The sequence below is a fragment of the Marivibrio halodurans genome, from assembly GCF_017963645.1.
In the GTDB taxonomy this organism is placed as follows: domain Bacteria; phylum Pseudomonadota; class Alphaproteobacteria; order UBA8366; family Aestuariispiraceae; genus Marivibrio; species Marivibrio halodurans.
Genome location: NZ_JAGMWN010000008.1, coordinates 21498 through 42562, shown reverse-complemented (window position 1 = coordinate 42562; position 21065 = coordinate 21498). Strand labels below are relative to the sequence as shown.

Sequence of the window (21065 nt, the reverse complement as noted above, 5' to 3'; positions counted from 1 at the left end):
AAAGATGAGAGTTCCCATGTCCAAACGCTCCCTTCCGGGACGCATGATTTTGTGCGTCACCGGCACCCTGTTCGCCTCTCCCGCGCTGGCGGAAGAGGCGGCCGACACCAATCAATTGCTGCGGATCATGATTCCGGCGCCGAAGCCGGCGCAGTCCCTACCCGCCTCCACCATCCATCGATCCGACCCCGGCGACCCCGACCGCGCACCGGTCCTGGAAACAGGCGAGTTCCTGCGTGGAATCCCAGGCGTCTCCTCCTCCCGCGCGGGCGGTCACGGGTTCGAGCCGGTTATTCGCGGCCAACAGCAGAACCAATTGACGGTCATCGACAACGGCGCGCAGCTATTCGGTGCCTGCCCAGGCCGGATGGACCCGCCGACCTCGCTTGCACGGCCGGGCAGCCAGGATTCGGTGACCGTGATCCGTGGCTATCAGACCGTCACCAACGGCCCCGGCGCCAGTGGCGGCACAATCCTGCTGGACCGCCAGCCGCCGGACCTCGACGAGCCGATTTCCGGGTCCTTCTGGAGCGGCGTCGATTCAAACGGCGACGGCTCATCGACTGGCCTCGGCATCGATGCCTCGGCGGAGGGGTTCTATGCCTCCATTGAAGGCAGTTGGACCCGATCCAACAGTTACGAGGACGGGGCGGGCGACAAGGTTCGATCCGGCTTCCGGCAGGTCGGCGGCGATCTATTGATGGGCCGGGAAGGTCTGGATGGCTCCTTCCTGGAAGTCGGCCTATCCCGCGACCGGGTCAGCGACGCCCTTTTCAATGGCATGATGGACAGCCCCGAGACCGACACGGTCGGTGGCCGCGCACGCGGCCGCTTGATGGTCGACGGCGAGACGCTGCGCTCGATCGAGGGCAGTTTCTACGCCAATCGGGTCGATCATGTCATGGACAACTACAGCCTGCGCGATCCGTCGGGTATGTATATGAAGACGGTCGCCGACTCCGACACGATGGGCGGACGCTTGGCCGCCGATCTCGACCTTCTGGACACAGACACCGTACTGGGCCTCGATGGGCGCACGAACAACCGGCAGGCGCTAGGCTACATGGGCATGATGCCCACCCTGAACAGCGTGCGCACCTATTCCTGGCCGGACATCACGATCAACGAGGTCGGCCTATTCGGGGAATCCACCCTGCCGTTGACCCAGGATTTGCGGCTGACCGCGGGAGCGCGCGTCGATTTCGTCCACACGACGGCGGGCAAGGCCGACGCGGTCCCCACCACGATGGTCTCCGGCGCGTTCCGGACGGCGAACTCGCTCTATCGCGACTACTACGGCACCAGCTACGACGATCACACGGAGGTCAATCTGGGCGGTCTTGTCCGGGTCGAAAAGGATGTCACGGACCGGATCACGCTGAATGGTGGCCTCTCGCGTTCCGTGCGCACGGCCGACGCAACGGAACGCGGCATCGCCTCCGGCTATGGAGCAGCGGCGCGGGTCGGCAACCCCGATATCGACCCTGAAAAGCACCATCAATTGGATATCGGCGCCACCTGGACCGGCGCCGACACCGCCAGCGCCTTCGTCGCGACCTACATCAACCGGGTCGACGACTATATCCTCGCCGATCGGGCCAGAGGCGAATATGGCGTGCTGCGTTCCGACGGGGCGATGATCTATCACAACACGGACGCCCTGATCGCCGGGGTCGAGGTGGGGGGTGCCCATGCCCTCACCGATCTTTGGCGCGTGGAGGGCAGCGTGGCCTGGACCTATGGCGAGAACCTGGAATCCGGCCTGCCATTGCCGCAAATGCCACCCCTGAGTGGATCGCTGGGTCTTATCTATGACACTGGGGACTGGAGCCTCGGCGGCACGCTTCACGCGGCCACGAAGCAGGGCCGGGCGGATACGGACGCCACGGTCGGGACCGGCCAGGACGTTCGCGAGACACCGGGCTGGATGACGCTCGACCTGCATGGGACGGTAACGACCTTCGAGCCGGTCGAGATCGGTTTCGGCGTCACCAACCTGCTTGATGCCACCTATGCCCATCACCTGAACAAGCCGGCGACCTTCGAGCCGAACGACATTCAGGTGAACGAGCCGGGCCGCAGCGTCTATTTGCGTATGTCGGCGAGGTTCTGAACGCACGCGTGAGAGGGTGGAGGCAGGGAAGGAGTCAACGTGCCCACCCCACCCTCTCAAGCGGTCATGCGCAGATAGACCAGCGGCAGTTTCTCCGGCAGGCGGGATATCTTGTCGATCCGCGCCATGTTGCGGCGCCCGAAGACACGGCCCAGCACCTGCTCGTCCGCGTCGCCCAGCGCGATGCAGAAGACGTCGATGCCCGAATGCGCGATCGACTGGACGGCGCGCCGCGCATCCTCCACCAGATAGGTCGCGTCGGGGCAATCGATGTCGGCGGGCTCGCCATCCGTCACGACCATCAACAGACGGCGATAGGTCCCCGCCCCGGCGAGGTCCCGCGCACCATGGCGCAGGGCCGCCCCCATGCGCGTGGAGAGCCCGGCCTGGAGCCCGAAGAGCCGGCCACGACAGGCCCGGTCGAACGGTTCCTCGAAACGCTTGATCGGGAGGTATCGCACCTCCTCGCGCCCGTTTGAGGCGAAGGCGGCGATCGCGAAGGGATCGTTCATCGCCGCCATCGCATGGGCAAGCATCAGGGTCGCCTCCCGCTCCATGTCGAGGATCGTGTCCCCGCGCCCCGGCAGGCGGTCGGCGGTGGATTGGGAAACATCCAGCAGCACCTGGACCGAGAGATCCCGGTCCCGCCGCTGCATCGTCTGATAGACGCGCGGGTCGGGGCTATCGCCGCCGCGCAGGTCGGTCATCGCCTCGATACAGGCGTCCAGATCGAGAGTCTCCCCTTCCGGCTGACGTTTCATGCGACGGGCCCGCGACACCCGGGAGGAGCGGACGAGGGCGGATATCCGGTCCACCTCCACCCGCCGCCGGGCCAGCACGGCATCGGCGCGCGCGCCATCCCCGTCCGGTGGGTCGAAGCCAAGGACACGGGCCCACTCCTCCCGTTCCATCCCGGAGACGTAATCATATTCCGGATAGCGGCCGAGGAGCCAACCCTCCCGCTCCGCCGCGGTCTCGTCCGGCGCGGCGCGGCCCATGGGTTCGTCCGGGCGGGTTTCCTCCTCCCGCTCGCGGTCGGGCGGATCGGTGTCGCCATCCTGCTCGCGCAGGGAGAAAGCCTCGGTCGCCAGTTCGCTTTCCGCCTCCTCCATCATATCGTCGTCGAAATGCCAAAGACCCGCATTGTCGTCACGATAGGGTGGCTCGACGATATGGGACTTGGCATTGAACTGGACCCGCATCTGACCGAGGTCATTGCCCAGCAGATTGCCGATATGGCGGCTCATGGCCGGATCCTCCAACGCCCCTTGATGGGCCTGGAACAGATCGCGCCCCTTGCGCACCCAACCGTCGATATCGGTGAAATCCGGATCGATCAGCGCGCGGGCCAGTCGCGCGAAGAGGCTGGGTGCCGTGGTCACCCCGGTCGATTGGGCGATATGGAAGGGCAGCCAGACGCGCAACAGGCCCGGGAACTCCCGGATCGCCAATGTCTCGACCCGCGCATCCTCGATCAGCGATACGACGGCGACCTGGACCGGCTTCAACGCCCCCACCGGGAAGCGCTCGCGCGAATAACGCAGATGCGCCCCCACATGGGCGAGCGCCGCGCGATAGATATCGACCGCCTGCTCGCCGCGATAGCCCGGATAGGCGCCCGGAACCTGAATCATCGCCGGATTGAAACTGGTGCGCCGGCGCCGGGCGGGCGGTAGGTGGGCCGGCGCCTCGATCAGCGGAAGATGCACGTCGAAGAGGCTCGCGAGATAGGCACGCATGCGCCGCTCGACCTCAAGAAAGGCGACCTCACCGGTTTCCCTGTGAAACCAGCGCTCGGCCTCCGGGTCGGCCATCGTGAAGAAGGCACGCCGGCGCGCCGGATCGTTGCCGCCGGCGCGAATGCCCGCCATCGCCCAGGAGTCGAGGCCGGAGACACCCAACTCGCCCAGCAGCAGATCCGTGCGCTCCAGCACCGCGCCGATCGATTCCGGCGCCAACGCGGCAAGGCGCTGCATCAGATTGACCCAGGAAAGGAAAAGCTGCGGCGTCTTGGCGCGATGGGCCGCGTTGACCGCGGCATCGCTCAAGCCTTGGCCCGCCTCCCGCCCGGCCTTGATCGTCACGGCGGAAACCGCGTCGGCCAGATCGACCGCCGCCCCCGGCCCGACCAGCGGCGCGCAGGCCAGGCTGGCGCGGCGATAGGCCCGGACCACCGGGTCGCCATAGCCCGCGCCCTCCAGCTTGCGGCAGGCGCGCAGCCAGGGCGCCGCGTGGCTCTCGGGAAAGCCGGCGGCCCGGGGGTCGATGGCGGTCGGATCCGACCCGGCGGCGGCGGTCGCGGGTGAGCCGCCCTGGGCCGCGCCGCCTTCCGAGGCTCCGCCGCCAACAACCAATTTCAGATAGCCGCCCTTGCCGCTTCGTCCCGCGCTGCCTCCGGCCATAGCCGCCGCCCGTCACGCGCAGGCCGCGATCGCGTTCGACAACGCGTCGCGGATATCCGGATCGTCGGTGATCGGCTGAACCAGCGCGATGCGGCAAGCCTCGCCCAGCGTCACGCCGCGAGCCATCAACTTGCCCGCGTTGATCACCATGCGGGTCGAGGCGCCCTCGTCCAGGCCGCTGCCCTTCAGGTTGCGCGAGCGCGCCGCGATCCGGATCAGGATCGCGGCCGTCGCGGCATCGACGCCGGATTCCCGGGCGACGATCGCGGCCTCGGTCGCGGCATCGGGATAGGTGAAATCGATCGCGCAGAAGCGCTGCTTGGTCGATTCCTTGAGGTCCTTGAGAACGCTCTGATAGCCGGGATTGTAGGAAATCACGAGGTGGAAGTCGGGATGCGCGGTGACCAGTTCCCCCTTCTTCTCCAGCGGCAGGATGCGCCGGTCATCGGTCAGCGAGTGGATCACCACGGTCGTGTCCTGGCGTGCCTCCACGATCTCGTCGAGATAGCAGATCGCCCCCTCCCTGACCGCGCGGGTGAGCGGGCCGTCCTGCCAAACGGTTCCCTCCGCCTCCAGAAGGTAGCGTCCGACGAGGTCGGAGGCCGTCATGTCCTCATGGCAGGAAACGGTGACGAGCGGCTTGCCCAACCGCCAGGCCATATGCTCGATGAAACGCGTCTTCCCGCATCCCGTCGGGCCCTTCAACATCATCGGAAGACGGTCGGCATGGGCCGCCTCGAACTGGGCGATCTCGTTGCCCACCGCGTGGAAGAAGGGTTCGGTCTCTATCCGGTAGGCGTCCAGGCTCATGGGATGCGCGCCCTCGACAAATAGGGGGATCGAAAGAGGTCCGGACCGGACGCGCCGGGACGCCGCTTGCCTTGCGTCCCGGCGCGCCCGCCCGGGGAATCGCGACCGTCAGGGAGAGAACGGTCAGCGATGCGAACCCGTCTTCTGGTTCGGAATATTGTCCATCGGGCACTCCTCCGTCCCGACGGTCTTGCGGGTCAGGGATTCCACCATTTCGCGGGTGCCTTCCGGATCGGCCGCCCATTTCGTGTAGAACTCGAACGGGCATTCGGCGAGGCCCCTGCCCCCGTCACCGGAGGCGATCATGCCGGTATAGCCACGGTGCAGCAGCTTGAAGAGGTGGTTCTGCGACTGCCCGGTCGAGCGCGCGTCGCGGATCGCGGAGACCGAGAGCTGGGCGTACTGGATGCCCATTTCCTCCTCGCCGCATTCGCCGAGCGTCCGGCCGTCGAAGCCGACGATCGCCGAATGGCCGAAATAGGAATAGACGCCGTCGAAGCCGGCCGCGTTGGAGACCGCGACATAGGAGTTGTTGGCCCAGGCCATCGCCTTGGCCATGACGACCTGCTGGTCCTTCGCCGGATACATATAGCCCTGGCAGCGCACGATCAGTTCCGCGCCCTTCATCGCGCAGTCGCGCCAGATTTCCGGATAATTGCCGTCGTCGCAGATGATCAGGCTGATCTTCATGCCCTTCGGCCCCTCGGAAACATAGGTGCAGTTGCCGGGGTACCAGCCCTCGATCGGGACCCAGGGCATGATCTTGCGGTACTTCTGGACGATCTCGCCCTTATTGTTCATCAGGATCAGCGTGTTGTAGGGCGCCTTGTTCGGATGCTCCTCATGCCGCTCGCCGGTGAGCGAGAAGACGCCCCAGACATTCGCCTCGCGGCAGGCGGCGGCGAAGATTTCCGTCTCGTCGCCGGGAATGGCGGAGGCGGTCTCGTACATCTCCTTCTCGTCATACATGATCCCGTGGGTCGAATATTCCGGGAAGATGACGAGGTCCATGCCGGGCAGGCCGACCTTCATGCCCTTGATCATCTCGGCGATGTTGGCCGCGTTCTCCAGCACCTCCTCCTTGGTGTGCAGGCGCGGCATCTTGTAGTTCACGACGGCGACGCCGACGGTATCGTTACTGCTTGAGATATCACCGTGAAACATGGGGTTACTCCTTTTCCTCCTGGGGATCCTCGGCGGATCGGATGTCGGGCGGCTCCGGCTAGCCCGCCCGTTGATAGGCGTGGGCGGCGCGCAGCACGGTCGCGTCCTCGAAATGCCGGCCGGTCAGCATCAGCCCCACCGGCAACCCGTCCACGCCGTTCACGGGCACGGAGATCGAGGGATGGCCCGTCAGATCGAACGCGGCCGTGTTGTGAACCATGTTGAGCGCCTGGCCGATATGCTCGCCCCGGTTCTCCTCCGGCATGGCGGGCATGGCGTGGGCGGTCTGGGGCGTGGTCGGCATGACGACGAGGTCGGCCGACGCCAACACCGCGTCATAGGCCGACGTCAGCTTGCGCGAGAGGTTCTGGGCCCGGGCATAGAAGACGCCGTGATAATGCTCGCGCATGTAATGACCCACGACGGCGCCGAGCTTCGCCGTCGGCGAGAAATCCCCGGCATTGGTCTTGACCGCGCGCATCATCGCGCTGATCAGGCGCGGGTTCTGATAGCCCTTCACCTGATAGGCCGTGTGGCCGTGATAGAAGCTGTCGAGCCCCCCCTCGATCGCGATGCAGTTCCAAAGCGGCACGACATGACGATGCATCGGGACGGAGACCTCGGCGGTCTCCGCGCCCAGATCCTCCAACTGCTTGATCGCCGCGCGCACGGCCTTGTTGACGCGCTCCATCGCCTCCGGGGTCTCGAACCCCTCGGTCACGACGGCGACCTTCAGCCCCTTCAGATCGCCCGTGAGCGCGCCGAGATAGTCCGGCACCGCGATCGTATCGGGCTGTCGCGGGTCGATCGCGGTATCGTCGACGCCGGCGATGACGCCCAGCATGCGCGCGCATTCCTCCACCGTGCGCGCCATCGGACCGATGTGGTCGATCGTCTGGTCGAAGCCGACGATGCCGGTATAGGGGACGAGGCCGTGGGTCGGCTTGTGCCCCACCACGCCGGAGAAGGAGGCGGGGATGCGGATCGACCCGCCCTGATCCCCGCCGAGCGCGATATCCACCTGCCCGGTCGCCGGCGCGGTGGCGGAGCCGTTGGAGCTTCCGCCCGGCACATGCGCCGGATCGACCGGGTTGCGGCCGGGACCGTAGCAACTCGTGTGTCCACCGCCGGAGAAGGCGAAATCATCCGTGTTGAGGACGGCGGTGATATGCCCACCGGCCTCCAGGATACGCTTGGTGACGGTCGCGTCGATATCGGGGGTATAGTCGTAGAGCAGCCGCGAGGCGCAACTCATCGGAATGCCCGCGATCGCGACCGTGTCCTTGAGGCCGATGCGCTTGCCGCCGAGAGCGCCGTCCGGAACCGGCGGCGCGGCCTCGACACTGCAGGTGCGCACGATGCCGTTGAGGGGGTCGTCCTCCGGCTCCGGGCGTGGTCCCGGGATGCGCACCGCGGGCGTCACCGCGCGCACCGGATCGGGGATCTGGTCGAGTGTGTCGTAGCCCGCCATGACGGCGCCGATCAGGGGTTGGAGATCGGCGACCTCCGCCTCCGTCAGGTCGAGGCCGTAGCGGATGGAGATATCCTCGATATCGGCGAGGGCCGGCCGGCGCAGGGTCATGACCGCCCCTCCCCGCCGGCGCGCGCGCGCGACATGCCGCGCCGCACCAGCCGCGCCAGCACCACGAAGGCGACGACGCTCAGGAACACCGCCGGATTGCCCAGGATATGCCCCGCCAGATGGAGCATCTCGTCCAGGCTCGCTACCGCCATGTCGAGGGAATGGCCCGGATGGGCCATCGCGCCCATGGGCCATGCCAGCCAAATTGACGCGAACATAATCGCGAACCGCATTGGAATGGAACTCTGCATATGCGTCTCTCCCTTCCTTGGGGTAGTGCCTGGGGTCATGCCGACCGCCTCATTTCGGCCGGCGCGCAGGCGGCCAGCCGGTCACGGCCAGGCGCGCGGCGGCGGCGACTTCGTTCAGCATCCGGCTCAACAGCGCGCCGTCGCGGGTCAGGAACCGCGCGGCGACGATTCCCCGTCCGGGCATATGCTCCACGGCGGAATAGGCGCGGCTCTCGCCCCCGGTCCCGCCACTGTCCGTGCCCGACTGTTCAACGGCGAGAAGCGCCGCGCGCATTGCCTCCACGGCGCGCGCGCCGTCCGGCGGATTGACCAGGAAGAAGGCGCCATGGCAGCGGAAATCCTGGACCGCCGTCCCCCGTCCCGGCCAGCATGCCCCGGCGAGGCGCATGCGATCGACGAGCGTCGGGGCCGCCGCCCCGTCTTCCGCCCATCCGTCTTCCACCACCGCGCCGCGATGGATGACGATCGCATTCTCGAACCGGAGGAACCGGGCATCCGCGCCGTCCGGATCATGAGCCAGGAAGGAATCGGAAAGCATCGCGACCGCCCCCGGCGCGACCCGCGCCTCCACCCGGGCCGCGATATCCGCACCGGGGAAGAGGATCACCGGGTCCGGCAGATATTCGAGCAATGCGCCCGAGTCGGCGCGAAGCCGCACCGTCTGACGCGTCACCCCGCCGCGCGCCGCGTGGACGATGGTGGAGGCCTGGGTCGTGATTTGCGCCGCCGCGCCGGCCTCCGCCCAGATGTCGAGGGTGAGGTCGTCGTCGCCATAGAGACCGCCCGACGAGGATTGCAGATAGAGCGTCGCCATTCCCGGCGGATCATCCGGGAAATGGAAGGGGCGGGTCATATGGAACGGATGCGGCGTATGCTGGCGGGCAAGGAAGGTGCGCGCGCCCGGTTGATGACCCGCCCGGCGAAAGAGAAGCGCCGCCGCCACCCGTCTCGGCCCGCCCGGCAGGCCGTATTGCCCGGTCTCTTCGGAATCGACGCCCTTGTCGCCCCCTGCCTCGGCCTTCGGCGCGTCGTCGCGCGCGGGCGATGGGCGACGCAGCGCCGTCATCGCGCGGTCTCCATGTCGGGTCCGGCATCCGGTATCGGCCGCCGTTCGCCGAGGAACAGAACGGCGCGGTCGATCGCATCCACGATCGCATCCACCCCGTCATCCGTGTCCCCGATCCGCCCGCCACCGGTTCCCGCGCCACCGGTTCCCGCGCCACCAAGCCACGTACCACCAGGTCGGCACCGGCAGGCGAGCGTGGCCTTCTCTCCCCGGATCGCGCGCGCTTCCGCCAGGATCGCGTCGGCGTCCACGCCGACATGGGGGGCGAGGTCGATCTTGTTGATGACCAGCAGATCGGATTGCAGGATTCCGGGGCCCCGCTTGCGCGGGATATCGTCGCCCTGGGCCACGTCGATCACGAACATCCACCAATCGACGAGGTCCAGCGAGAAGGTGGAGGCGAGGTTGTCGCCGCCGCTCTCGATCACGATCAGGTCGAGCGTGGGGAAGTCAGCCTCCAACTCGTCCGCCGCCGTGATGTTGAGGGTCGGGTCCTCGCGGATGACGGTGTGGGGGCAGGCCCCGGCCTCGACCGCGCGCACGCGGGCCGGATCGATCAGGCCGCCGCGCTTCAGGCGCTCGGCATCCTCCTTGGTGACGAGGTCGTTGGTCACGACCGCCAATTCCGCGCCACGCGCGTGGAAGGCGGGGATCAGGCGCTCGATCAGCGCCGTCTTGCCGGAACCGACGGGCCCGCCGATACCGATGCGCGCGGGTCCGCGCGCGCCGCCTATCGAGACGTCCGCCGATCCGCCGGCGCGGGGAAGATGCACCACCTCGTTCATCGCAACATATACCTTTGGGCCAGGGGAAGCTCGCGCGCCGGCTCGCAGGTCGCCAATTCCCCGTCGACGAAGACCTCGAAGGTCGCCGGGTCGACCGTGATCTCCGGACAGGCGTCGTTCAGATGCATGTCCTTCTTGCGCAGCGCCCGCGTGCCGCTGGCCGGCAGGAGCGGCTTCTTGAGGTCGAGCGTGTCGGAGAGCCCGGCCGCGATCGCGCGGGGATTGACGAAGCATGCGCTCAACGCCTGCCGGGCACGGCCGAAGGCGCCCCATTGCGGGCGCATGCGCAGCGGCTCGCAGGTCATCAGGCTGGCCGCGCTGTCGCCCATCGCGCCCCAGGCGATGAAGCCGCCCTTCACCACGATCTCCGGCTTGATGCCGAAAAGCGCGGGCTTCCACAGGACGACATCCGCCATCTTGCCCGGCTCCAGGCTGCCGACATGCGGCTCGATCCCGAAACAGCGGGCGGCATTGATCGTGTATTTCGCGAGGAAGCGCTTGATGCGCAGATTGTCGCCCTTGGCCGCCGTCTCGTCCGGCAGCCGGCCACGCTGGACCTTCATCTTGGAGGCGAGTTGCCAGGTCCGGCAGATCACCTCGGCGATGCGCCCCATGCCCTGGCTGTCGGAGCCCAGCATCGAGATCGCGCCGATATCGTGCAGCACATCCTCCGCCGCGATGGTCTGGGCGCGGATGCGGCTTTCGGCGAAGGCGACATCCTCCGGGATCGACGGGTTCAGGTGATGGCACACCATCGTCATGTCGAGGTGCTCGTCGAAGGTATTCACCGTGAAGGGGTTCGTCGGGTTGGTGGAGGAGGGCAGGCAGTTCGCCACCCCGGCGACGCGGATGATATCCGGCGCGTGACCGCCGCCCGCGCCCTCGGTGTGATACATATGGATGGCGCGCCCGCCGATCGCGGCCAGCGTATCCTCCACGAAACCGCTTTCGTTCAGCGTGTCGGTGTGGAGCTGAACCTGGAAGTCGAGGTCGTCCGCCACCCCCAGGCAGCAATCGATCGCCGCGGGCATGGCGCCCCAATCCTCATGGATCTTGAGGCCGAGGCAGCCGGTCTCGATCTGCTCCACCAGGGAGTCCGGCTTGTGCGAATTCCCACGGCCGAGGAATCCGAAATTCATCGGCCATTCCTCCGCCGCCTGCAGCATCTTGCCGACATTGAAGGGCCCGCCGCTGTCGATCCCGACCGTGATGGGACCGAGGGAACCGCCCAGCATGGTCGTGATGCCGCTGGCGATGGCATGCTCCACCAGTTGCGCGCTGTCGAAATGGACATGCACGTCGATCGCCCCGGCGGTGGCGATCATCCCCTCGCCGTCGCGCACGGTGGTCGCGGCGCCGACGATCAGTTCGGGGTGAACGCCGTCCATGATTTCCGGATTGCCGGCCTTGCCGACACCGACGATGCGGCCGTCCTTCATGCCGAGATCGCCCTTCACGATACCCAGAACGGGATCGATCACGACGACATTGCAGATCAGGAAATCGAGGACCCCCTGCTTCGAGGTCGCCCCGGCGACGAGGCCCAGCCCATCGCGCAACGTCTTGCCGCCGCCATGCAGGCATTCCTCCCCCGGCACGGCATAGTCATGCTCGATTTCCGCCATCAGGGCGGTGTCGCCGAGCCGGATCAGATCCCCCTTGGTGGGGCCGTACATCGCGGCATAGGCCGCCCGCGTCATTACCGCCATGCCCTCATGCCCCCTTAAAGCCACGCTGGCGCGCGCGGTCCAACGCCGCTTCCTTCGCCGCCGCGCCGTTCGCATCGCCCTGGGTCAGTTGGTTCAACCCGCCCAGCACGCCGGTCCCACCGAAGGGAACGAGGGTGACCTCCTTGCTCTGGCCCGGCTCGAAGCGCACGGCCGTGCCGGACGGGATGTCGAGACGCTTGCCGAAGGCGGCCGCGCGGTCGAAATCCATCGCCTTGTTGATCTCGAAGAAATGATAGTGGGACCCGACCTGCACCGGCCGGTCGCCGGTGTTGAGCGCGGTCAGCGCGGTCTTCTCGCGCCCGGCATTGAGTTCGATCTCGCCCGCCTCCGCGACGATCTCGCCCGGGGTGACGGCATCGTCCGGCGTCGCCTCCGCGCCGGGCCGGATCGGGTCGTGAACGGTGACGAGCTTGGTGCCGTCGGGAAAGCCAGCCTCGACCTGGATCATCGGCATGATCTCGGCCACGCCCGGCATGACATCGTCCGAGGAAAGGATCGTCGAACCGAAACCGATCAGGTCCGCGACGCCACGCCCCTCGCGCGCGCCCTCCAGGATTTCGTCGCAGATCAGCGCCGTCGCCTCGGGGTAGTTCAGCTTCAACCCCTTCGCACGCCGCCGCCGCGCCATCTCGGCGGCGGTGAAGATCGTCAGCCGCTCCATCTCGGTTGGCGTCAGAAGCATCGAACCTGCCTCCTCCCCTTTCCTTTTTCCATTCCCTACGCCGCGAACAGTCGTGTCTCGGACATCGCGTGGCGCATCGCCGCGATATCGATGAGCGGACTGAAGGCGGCCGGGCTGTCGGGCATCGGAGCCGCCAGCCCCTCGGCCATCGGCCCGCGCATCGCCAGGAGCAGACGCTGCGCGTCGAGCGCGCCCAGCACGCCGAGCCGCACGGCGGCCGAGACACTCGCGCTCATGCAGGCGAAAAGGGCGCCGGTCGCGGCATCCCCCGCCGCCAGACCGAGCGCGCGGGCCAGCGCGCCCTGCACCACCGGCGCATGGCCGAAGCCGGTCCCCGCCTGGATACGATCCCGGAACGTCGCCGCGCCCGGCGTGCCGAGCCGGGCATGGGTGACGAGCGTCGACCGTCCGATGCGGCGCGACGCCTCGGCGAGGGAAGCGACGGAGTTATGCGCCTCGCACAGCGCATCCACCTGATGGAGCGCATCGGGAGTTGCCACGCCCGACACCTCATGCGCCCGCGCGAGAAACCATCGATCGAAGCCGAGCCATCGCGGCAGGACCTGTTCCAACAGCACCGCCTCGACCGCCGGGGCGCCGGCGACGTGCCCTTCCGCGGCCAGGGTCTCCAGCCCGTGGGAGAAGGCGAAGGCCCCGCTGGGGAAGGCGCTGTCGCTCGTCTGAAGAAGCGTCAGGGTCTCGACGGTCGAACGCGTGCTCATGCCCGCCCCCCGGCGCGCGCGGGCGTCTTCGTCTCGTCATCCCCACCCGTTCCGATCAGCCGAATATCGCCATCGGCGAGAAACGCCGCCAGCCGGTCGAGATAGGTGGCGCGCGGCCGTTCCAGCGCGACCAGCAGATCATCGCCCTCGAAACGCGCGCGCCAATGCAGATTGCCCGCGTGATAGCCGATCCGCAGCGCGGCATCGGTGTCGCGCGGACGCAGGCGCAGCCATTCCTCCGCCTCCATGCGCACGACGATCGCGCGCGCCGCGTCGAGATGCAGCACCGCCCCATCGAACAGCGGCGTATCCCGGGGCAGGGCGATCGCGATCTCGGTTCCCCGGTCGCTCGCCACACGCATGCGCCGGCGGGCCAGATCCGCGCGGGACAGTGTCACCCATTCGCGCGTATCCGCGTGCTCGTGCGCATGCAGGCGGGCATGCAGATCCGGATCGTCCGAGGCGCCGAGGATGCGTGCTATCATCAACATGGCGCGCTCCTCAGATCGTCATGTGCTTGGCGATGATGGCGTCGGTCAGCCCGTCGATGGCATCGGCCTCCACGACACGGCCGTTCTCCATCATGACGAAGCTGTCGGCGGCCTCGCGCGCGAAGCGGACATTCTGCTCGACCAGGATGATGGTGAGTTCGAACTCCTTGTTGAGACGCACGATGGTCTGCTCGATCTGCTCGACGATATTGGGTTGGATGCCCTCCGTCGGCTCGTCCATCAGCAGGATGGAGGGCTCCATCGCCAGCGCCCGGGCGATGGCCAGTTGCTGTTGCTGGCCGCCGGAGAGCACCCCGCCCGGCCGGTCGAGATTGTCCATCAGATAGGGGAAGAGTTCCGCCACCGTGTCCGGAATCCGTCCCCCGCCATTGGCCGCCGCGAACCCGCCCATCAGGATGTTCTCGCGGATCGTGAAGTCGGGAATGATTTGCCGGCCCTGCGGCACATAGCCGATGCCGGCGCGCGCGCGCTCGAAGGTGGCGGCGGTCGAGAAATCCTTCGCGTCGAGAACCAGCGTCCCCGTGCAGCGGTCGGTCAGCCCCATTATGGTCTTGAGCAGCGTCGTCTTGCCGACGCCGTTGCGCCCCAGGACGGCCAGGATTTCCCGACCCCGCGCCTCGACCGACAAATCATGCAGGATGTGACTGGCGCCGTAGTAGCTGTCGATATGGCTGAGCGCGAGCATCAGTGAATCCCTCCGCTGCCGAGATAGGCGTCCCGGACCGCCTGATTGGACTCGATCTCCGCCATCGACCCCTCGGCGAGCAGCTTGCCGAGATGCATGACGGTGATGGTGCTGGCGATCTCGCGGACGAAGGCCATGTCGTGCTCGACGACCAGGATGGTGTGGTCGCCCTTCATCCGGTTGATCAGCTCGGCGGTCTTCTGGGTCTCGACCTGGGTCATGCCGGCGGTCGGCTCGTCCAGCAGGATGACCCGCGCGCCCTGGCTCACCAGCATGCCGAGCTCCAACCACTGGGTCTCGCCGTGCGAAAGCTCGCCCGCCGGCCTGTCCAGAACGTCGCCGAGGCGGGTGAGTTCCACCACGTCCTCCAACCGGCGCCGCCCCTCGCGATTGATGCCGAAGGTCAGGTTGCGGAAAACGCTCGGCTCGCGCGTGCCGGCGACGATCAGATTCTGCTCCACCGTCAGTTCGCGGAAGATACTGGGAATCTGGAACTTGCGGCCGACGCCGGCGCGGGCGATGCGGTATTCCTCCTGATTGGTGATGTTCAGGTCGTAGAGATGGACGCTGCCGTCGGTCGATCGGGTCTTGCCGCTGATCAGGTCCATCAGGGTCGTCTTGCCCGCGCCGTTCGCGCCCAGCAGAACGCGCAACTCCCCGTCTCCCACGATCATCGAGAAACCATCGACCGCCTTGAAGCCGCCGAAATCGACCGTCAGCCCGTCGATCGTCAGGGCCTTGCCCTTCGCCGAAGCCATGATGCTCACTCCCCGGGCTTCTCGGCCGCCGTGGCGGCGGCGGTCTTGGTGGTGGCGGGCGGGCGCGCGGCCCCGGGTTTCAGCATGGCCTCGATCCGGTCGAGCATGTCATTGACCAGCCCCGCCAGGCCACGCGGCATGAACAGCACCACCAGCACGAAAAGGAAGCCGATGATCAGCTTCCACCCTTCCTGAAGCATCTCGCTTTCGCTGACGGAGGCCTCGATCGTGTTGATCAGGATCGCGCCGATGCAGGCGCCCAGCAGGGACGCGCGGCCGCCGACCGCCGCCCAGACCACCATGCTGATGGAGAAGGTGAGATCCATGAAGGTGGGCGAGGCGAACTCAGCCGCGATGACGTAGAGCATGCCCGCGAAGCCGGCGATCGCCGCCGAGACGGTGAAGAAGAACACCTGATAGGCCGCGACATTGTAGCCGAGATAGCGCGCGCGGTTCGGATCGTCCCGGGTCGATTGCAGGATCAGCCCCGCCCGCGTCGCGACCAGCAGTCGCGTCGCGAGCAGCACGACGACCATCCCGGCGGCGACGAGATAGTAGGTCTGCGTCATGTAGGGATCGAATTCGAACCCGCCGATGGTGAGCCAACCAAGGTCGGTCAGACCGTTGAAGCCGTTGGTCACCGGCTGGGCGTCGATAATCAGCAACCGGGTGAGCAGGACCAGCGCCAGCGTGATGATCGCCACATAGACGCCCGAGATGCGCAGCCGGAAGATCGCGGAGCCGACCAGATAGGCGATCAGGGTCGGCGCCAGGATGGCCATCGCCATGCCGAACCATTGCGCCTGGAACGGCAGCCAGAGGAAGGAGCCCTCGTTGATGCAGCACAGATCGGTCGGGGCATTCGGTTCCGCGTTCCAGAGCATGAAGTCCGGAATCGGTTTGTCGGACCCCTGCTGCAACGAGGTATAGCTCTGCAGCTTCAGCGACATGGCCGCCATGTAGGCGCCGAAGCCGAAGAACAGCCCCTGGCCCAGATTGAGAATGCCGGCATAGCCCCAGGACAGCGCGATCGCGAGGCCGAGCATGCCATAGACCAGATATTTCGCGATCCGGTTCAGCCAGAAGGCATCGATGAACAAGGGCATGGCCAGGACCCCGGCGATGAACAGCGCATAGGCCAGGAATTCGAGCCGGCGACGGTCGGCGACGAAGGCATGCATGGCTTACCGTCCCTTGAAGGAGAAAAGGCCCTGGGGGCGCCACATGATGATCAGGATCACCACGCCGAAGACGACGGCGCGCGCCAGGATGTCGTTGCTGTAGGTGGCGAATATCCCGTTGACCTGACCGAGGAAGCCGGCGGAGGCGACGGAGCCCAGCAGACTGCCGACCCCACCCACCACGACGACCAGGAAGCCGTCCACGACCAGCGAGGACCCCATGTCCGGCGAAACCGTCTTGAAACCGGCCATCATCACGCCCGCCACGCCCGCGAGGCCGGAGCCGTAGGCGAAGGTGAGCGATGAGACCTTCTTGACGTCGATCCCGCAGGCCGCCGCCATGTCGGCGTTGCGCATGATCGCGCGCACCTGGATGCCGTAGCTGGTCCGGTACATGAGGAACCATGTGACCAACGCCAGGAAGACGGTCAGCAGGATGATGAAGGTGCGATAGGACTGCACCTCGATCCCGCCGATCGACCAGGGCTGATTAAGGAACGCCGGGATGGCGACGTTCTGAAGCCCGGTGCCGAGTCCGTCGATATGAATGTCGAGGAAGCTGAGACCGAACTCCAGCCGGATCGCCTGCTTCAGGATAATGGCGATCCCCCAGGTGGCGAGCAGCGTGTCGAGCAACCGCCCATACAGATGCCGGATCACCGCCCGTTCCATCAGGAACCCGATCCCGCCGGCCACCAGGAAGGCGACGGGCAAGGCCGCGATCAGATTGAAACCGAGATAGATCCCGGTCATCACGGCCGTATAGGCCCCGATCATCACGAGTTCGCCATGCGCCATGTTGATGACGCCCATGGCCCCATAGATGATCGTCAGACCCAGCGCGATCAGCAGCAGGATCGATGACAGGGACAAACCGATGAAGATGACGTCGGCCATCGCGGGAATCCTCCTGGTCGCGGCCCGTCCGGGGGCGCGCGGCGCGCACCCCCGGGGCCGTCGGTACCGCTGATCGGATCAGAGCTTCGAGGTGTCGAGGCCACTGGCCGTGCAGAACAGGTTCTCGCTGGTTTCCCCATAGGCGACATAGGGCAGCGGGCGCACCGGCGCGTCATAGGCATCGACGATCGTGCCCTGCCCCTTGTCGTCCCACTGCGCGATGCGCGGGGTGAGGTAGGTGTGCAGATTCTCCGGATCGACCGTGACCGTGCCGTTCGGCGCGTCGAAGACCTGTCCCTTCACCCCTTCGCGGATCGCCTCCGGCGTGGCCTCGCCCGCCTTCTCGACCGCCTGCTTCCAGAGATAGACCTGGAAATAGCTGCTCTCGAGCGCGTGGTGCGTCACCGCGTTGGCGTCTCCGACATATTTCCGGTAACGCTCGACGAAGGCTTGGTTGGCATCGGTGTCGATGGCCTGGAAATAGGGGAAGGAGGTGAAACTGCCGGCCGCGAACTCGGCCCCCATCGCCGCGATCTCGATCTCGGAGGTGACCGTCGCGCAGATCGGCAGCGTGTCGTGCGTCAGGCCCTGGTTCTTGAACTCGCGATAGAAGGCGACGACCGAGTCGCCGACCACGTTGGACAACACGACATCGCAGCCGCTGTCCTTGATCTTCTTCACCATCGCGCCCCATTCGGAATGGCCGAGTTCCAGATACTCGTCCGCCACCCATTCGGCGCCCGCCTGCTCGATCAGGATCTTGCTGACCTTCGCCATCTCGCGCGGATAGATATAGTTGGAGCCGACGATGAAGAACTTCTTCTTGCCCAGGTTCTCGACGATCCAGGGGATGAAGTTGGAAAGCTGCTGGTTCGGAACGGCGCCGGTATAGACGACGTTCTTCGAGCACTCGAAACCCTCGTAATAGGTCGGGTAGAAATAGAGATTCCGGCGCTTCTCGAACACCGGCAGCACCGCCTTGCGGCTGGCCGAGGTGTAGGAGCCGAAGACCGACGGCACGCGATCCTGGATCACCAGCTTCGAGGCCTTCTCGTTATAGGTCTTCGGATCGGAGGCGCCGTCCTCCACGACGGGCTTGATCATCTTGCCCATGACGCCGCCCTCGGCATTGATCTCCTCGATCGCCATCAGGGTCGCGTCGGCGAGCGATTTCTCGACGATCGAGAGGCCGCCCGTCAGCGAGAACAGCACCCCGACCTCCAACTCGTCGGCCGCCCTGGCCGAGCGCATGAAGTAATAGGGCGCGGTCGCCGCCGCGCCGCCGGCGATGACCGAACTCTGCAAGAATTTACGACGTGAGATGCTCATGACCCGTAACTCCACTTCCTGTTCATGTTGAAGCCCGTCCCTGGCGCATGCATACCCGTCCGTGTAGAGAAGGGGATACGTTCCGCATCGAGGGCCCGAAGGCCCCTTGCGCCCTGAAAAGCATTTGTTTTTCGCTGATGATCGGCGGCGTTGCCGATGGTCCGGGGAGCGCGCGTGCCGCGTGCCTCGCATGGCCGTGGCGACCGGCGTCGTTGCCCGGTTCGGGCCCGATCCGGGCCCGGTTGGATGCTCTGCTCGATACGACCGAACGCCTTGCCGGATCACCCGGCCGGCGCACCCGGACCGGCCCGAAGATTCGGGACTGGCCAGCCATGCGCGAGGTATCGGCGTTCAATCAGGGCGGGCACACGACCCGCCAAAACAAAAAAAGGCCCGTGCGCCACCATCGTGGCGCCACAGGCCTCCTTGCCGTCGCGAGAGCAACATCTTTGTTGCTCTGCACAATAAAGTTAATCACCCTTCAATCGGAAACTCAAGAGCTCATTTGCATTGATGATCGCGACGGCGATCTGCTCCATCGAAATCCGCTTGGCCATTGCCTGCGCGCGCAGCGATTCATAAGCTTCCTTCTCGCTCAGCGCCTGGGTTTCCATCAGGATCGACTTGGCCTTGGCAATCTTCTTCTGGCCGGCGATCTTGGCCTCCAGCTTTCGAATCCGCTCCGCCGCCGTGCGCTGGGAAAGCAGCAGGTTCCGGCTCAACACCAGGTTCGTCAGCAAACCGAAGGGCCGGATCGGCTTCCCGATGACGGCGAGCGCCTCCATCTCCAGCACCAGTTGCAGCGTCGCCGGGTTCTCATAGTTCACGACCGCCATAATCGCCGGCTTCGGCTCGCCGAATTTCTTGATCAGCGCCTTGACCTGATCATGCACGTCCCGATCGACCGTCGTGATGAGGATGTCCGTCGGCTCCGGCGGCTCCTCCGGGATCGGCCAGCGCGGGTCGACCCGGCAACCGATACGGCGCAGGTGACTGACCAGCGACTCCCCGTCCGTATCGGACGGATGGAGTACCGTGACCGACAGATCACGAAGATCCTTGAGTAGAGCCCCAGACATTGCTTGCCGACCGGTCGCCGGCGCGCGCACGGTATCAGCCGTGGGAGGCGCGCCGTGACCAATCCTCCTCCGCGGGATTAATCAAATAGGGGTCCGGCCGCACGGCCGCCTTGCTGTCCTCCAGAATCGCGAACCGGCCGCTCGAATCGACCCGGCCGATACGCGGCCATAGATAGGTATGATTGTTCTCCGCATCGACGCTGACCATGCCTTGCGGGGCCTTGAAGGGACACGCCGGCAAGGCGCGCTTGATCGCTCCGGGCTCGGTCGATCCCGCCTGCTCCGCCGCGCGGGCGAAGAGGTGCACCTGCATATAGGCCGCCTCGGTACAGGCCGAGATCGGCGCCGCCGCGCCGTGCAGCGCCTGATAGGCGTCCCGGAACCGCGCATTCTCGACCGTATCCAGGGTCTGGAAATAGGGGGCGGAGGTGATATGGCCCTCGGCGGCCTCCGCGCCCATGGCCGCGACCTCCGCCTCGCCCGTCGTCAGACTGCCGATCGGCATGGTCGCGGGATCGAAACCGGCGCGCCGGCATTCGCGATAGAAGCCGGTCGTCCCGTCGCCGACGATCGTGGAAATGATGGTCGACCCCGGGAAGCGCGCGATATCCGTCACCACGGTGCGGAGTTCATCCTCCGAGGGGCGGAGCGGGATATAGCGTTCCTCATGCACCTTGCCGCCGAAGGCGGTGATGAAATCGCGCATGATCCGATTGGTCTCGTAGGGATAGATGTAGTTGGACCCCACCAGATAGAATTCATTGCCATATTCGCGCATCAAATACCGGGCGAGCGGGACGATGTTCTGATTGGGCGCCGCGCCGGAATAAATGCAGTTCGAGGAGAACTCGAACCCCTCATAGAGCGTTGGATAGAACAGCAAGCCGCGATATTTCTCCACCACCGGCAGAGCCGCCTTCCGGGTCGAGGACATGTAGCAGCCGAAGATCAGCCGCACCCCGTCGGTCTCGAGCAGGTCGCGCGCGCGCGCCTCCGCCACCTTGGGTGAGGATTCCAAATCATATTCGACGATTTCGACCGGCCTGCCGAGAACGCCTCCCGCGGCGTTGATCTCGTCGACGGCCAAGTGAACGGCATTGAGCTGGGTGCGCTCGACGACAGCCGTCACCCCGGTTCTCGAGAATAGGACCCCGACCTTGAGCGGGGCGCCGTCGCTCTGCGACATCATCTGTTCCTCGTCATGCCAACCATGGGGTGTGATAGCGCGCCGAAAGCCACCCTGTCATCCGGGAAGGCGACCATCCGGCGATAGCCCCATGGCGGCGGTCCAAACCCACGCCGACGAGAAACGTATCC

Annotated in this window: 19 protein-coding genes; 1 reads left to right on the top strand and 18 read right to left on the bottom strand. The window is 66.3% G+C overall.

The genetic code is table 11. The features are described from left to right. The first annotated feature begins 16 nt into the window (after positions 1–16). The gene (locus KAJ83_RS15530; RefSeq protein ID WP_210683019.1) at positions 17–2113 is read left to right on the top strand and encodes a TonB-dependent copper receptor; all 2097 of its coding nucleotides are present in this window, start codon (positions 17–19) and stop codon (positions 2111–2113) included. A 56-nt stretch (positions 2114–2169) separates the two neighbouring features. Here the strand turns inward: KAJ83_RS15530 and KAJ83_RS15525 are convergent, their stop codons facing one another. The 18 genes from KAJ83_RS15525 to KAJ83_RS15440 all read right to left on the bottom strand — a co-directional run bounded on the left by KAJ83_RS15525 (position 2170) and on the right by KAJ83_RS15440 (position 20937). After that, positions 2170–4515: a nitric oxide reductase activation protein NorD gene (locus tag KAJ83_RS15525; protein ID WP_210683018.1), complete on the bottom strand. Its 2346-nt coding sequence runs from the start codon at positions 4513–4515 to the stop codon at positions 2170–2172. 12 nt (positions 4516–4527) lie between these two features. Continuing rightward, entirely contained in the window at positions 4528–5325 is a 798-nt protein-coding gene (locus KAJ83_RS15520; protein ID WP_210683017.1) for a CbbQ/NirQ/NorQ/GpvN family protein, read from the bottom strand. Positions 5326–5448: 123 nt separating this feature from the next. Further along, positions 5449–6489, bottom strand: a complete 1041-nt coding sequence (locus KAJ83_RS15515) for an aliphatic amidase (RefSeq protein WP_210683016.1) — start codon at positions 6487–6489, stop codon at positions 5449–5451. Between the two features lie 58 nt (positions 6490–6547). Further along, on the bottom strand, positions 6548–8071 hold the full coding sequence (locus KAJ83_RS15510; RefSeq protein ID WP_210683015.1) for an amidase: 1524 nt from the start codon (positions 8069–8071) through the stop codon (positions 6548–6550). Further along, on the bottom strand, positions 8068–8289 hold the full coding sequence (locus KAJ83_RS15505; protein WP_210683014.1) for a hypothetical protein: 222 nt from the start codon (positions 8287–8289) through the stop codon (positions 8068–8070). Before KAJ83_RS15505 ends, KAJ83_RS15510 begins: the two co-directional genes overlap by 4 nt. Before the next feature lie 82 nt (positions 8290–8371). Then, positions 8372–9388, bottom strand: coding sequence for an urease accessory protein UreD (locus KAJ83_RS15500; RefSeq protein WP_210683013.1), 1017 nt, complete (start codon positions 9386–9388; stop codon positions 8372–8374). Further along, positions 9385–10173 (bottom strand): urease accessory protein UreG, encoded by a 789-nt coding sequence (gene ureG, locus KAJ83_RS15495; RefSeq protein ID WP_210683012.1) that lies wholly within the window; start codon positions 10171–10173, stop codon positions 9385–9387. Before ureG ends, KAJ83_RS15500 begins: the two co-directional genes overlap by 4 nt. Further along, the gene (ureC, locus tag KAJ83_RS15490) at positions 10170–11882 is read right to left on the bottom strand and encodes an urease subunit alpha (RefSeq protein ID WP_210683011.1); all 1713 of its coding nucleotides are present in this window, start codon (positions 11880–11882) and stop codon (positions 10170–10172) included. The genes ureG and ureC overlap by 4 nt, the downstream gene beginning before the upstream one ends. A 4-nt stretch (positions 11883–11886) precedes the next feature. Next, positions 11887–12585 carry an urease subunit beta gene (locus KAJ83_RS15485; protein ID WP_210683010.1) on the bottom strand — a complete coding sequence of 233 codons (699 nt, stop codon included), beginning with the start codon at positions 12583–12585 and terminating at the stop codon, positions 11887–11889. A 35-nt stretch (positions 12586–12620) separates the two neighbouring features. Continuing rightward, positions 12621–13307, bottom strand: coding sequence for an urease accessory protein UreF (locus KAJ83_RS15480; protein ID WP_210683009.1), 687 nt, complete (start codon positions 13305–13307; stop codon positions 12621–12623). Then, on the bottom strand, positions 13304–13798 hold the full coding sequence (gene ureE / locus KAJ83_RS15475; protein ID WP_210683008.1) for an urease accessory protein UreE: 495 nt from the start codon (positions 13796–13798) through the stop codon (positions 13304–13306). The genes KAJ83_RS15480 and ureE overlap by 4 nt, the downstream gene beginning before the upstream one ends. Positions 13799–13808: 10 nt before the next feature. Beyond that, positions 13809–14504, bottom strand: coding sequence for an urea ABC transporter ATP-binding subunit UrtE (gene urtE / locus KAJ83_RS15470; protein ID WP_210683007.1), 696 nt, complete (start codon positions 14502–14504; stop codon positions 13809–13811). Beyond that, complete coding sequence (gene urtD, locus KAJ83_RS15465) at positions 14504–15262, bottom strand: urea ABC transporter ATP-binding protein UrtD (RefSeq protein ID WP_210683006.1); 759 nt, start codon at positions 15260–15262, stop codon at positions 14504–14506. The genes urtE and urtD overlap by 1 nt, the downstream gene beginning before the upstream one ends. A 5-nt stretch (positions 15263–15267) precedes the next feature. Next, positions 15268–16443 carry an urea ABC transporter permease subunit UrtC gene (urtC, locus tag KAJ83_RS15460; RefSeq protein ID WP_246484697.1) on the bottom strand — a complete coding sequence of 392 codons (1176 nt, stop codon included), beginning with the start codon at positions 16441–16443 and terminating at the stop codon, positions 15268–15270. Between the two features lie 3 nt (positions 16444–16446). Further along, positions 16447–17340 (bottom strand): urea ABC transporter permease subunit UrtB, encoded by an 894-nt coding sequence (gene urtB, locus KAJ83_RS15455; RefSeq protein ID WP_210683005.1) that lies wholly within the window; start codon positions 17338–17340, stop codon positions 16447–16449. Between the two features lie 78 nt (positions 17341–17418). Further along, entirely contained in the window at positions 17419–18669 is a 1251-nt protein-coding gene (locus tag KAJ83_RS15450; protein ID WP_210683004.1) for a transporter substrate-binding domain-containing protein, read from the bottom strand. 470 nt (positions 18670–19139) lie between these two features. Further along, positions 19140–19748 carry an ANTAR domain-containing response regulator gene (locus tag KAJ83_RS15445; RefSeq protein WP_210683003.1) on the bottom strand — a complete coding sequence of 203 codons (609 nt, stop codon included), beginning with the start codon at positions 19746–19748 and terminating at the stop codon, positions 19140–19142. A gap of 34 nt (positions 19749–19782) precedes the next feature. Then, entirely contained in the window at positions 19783–20937 is a 1155-nt protein-coding gene (locus KAJ83_RS15440; RefSeq protein ID WP_246484696.1) for a transporter substrate-binding domain-containing protein, read from the bottom strand. Positions 20938–21065 lie beyond the last annotated feature (128 nt).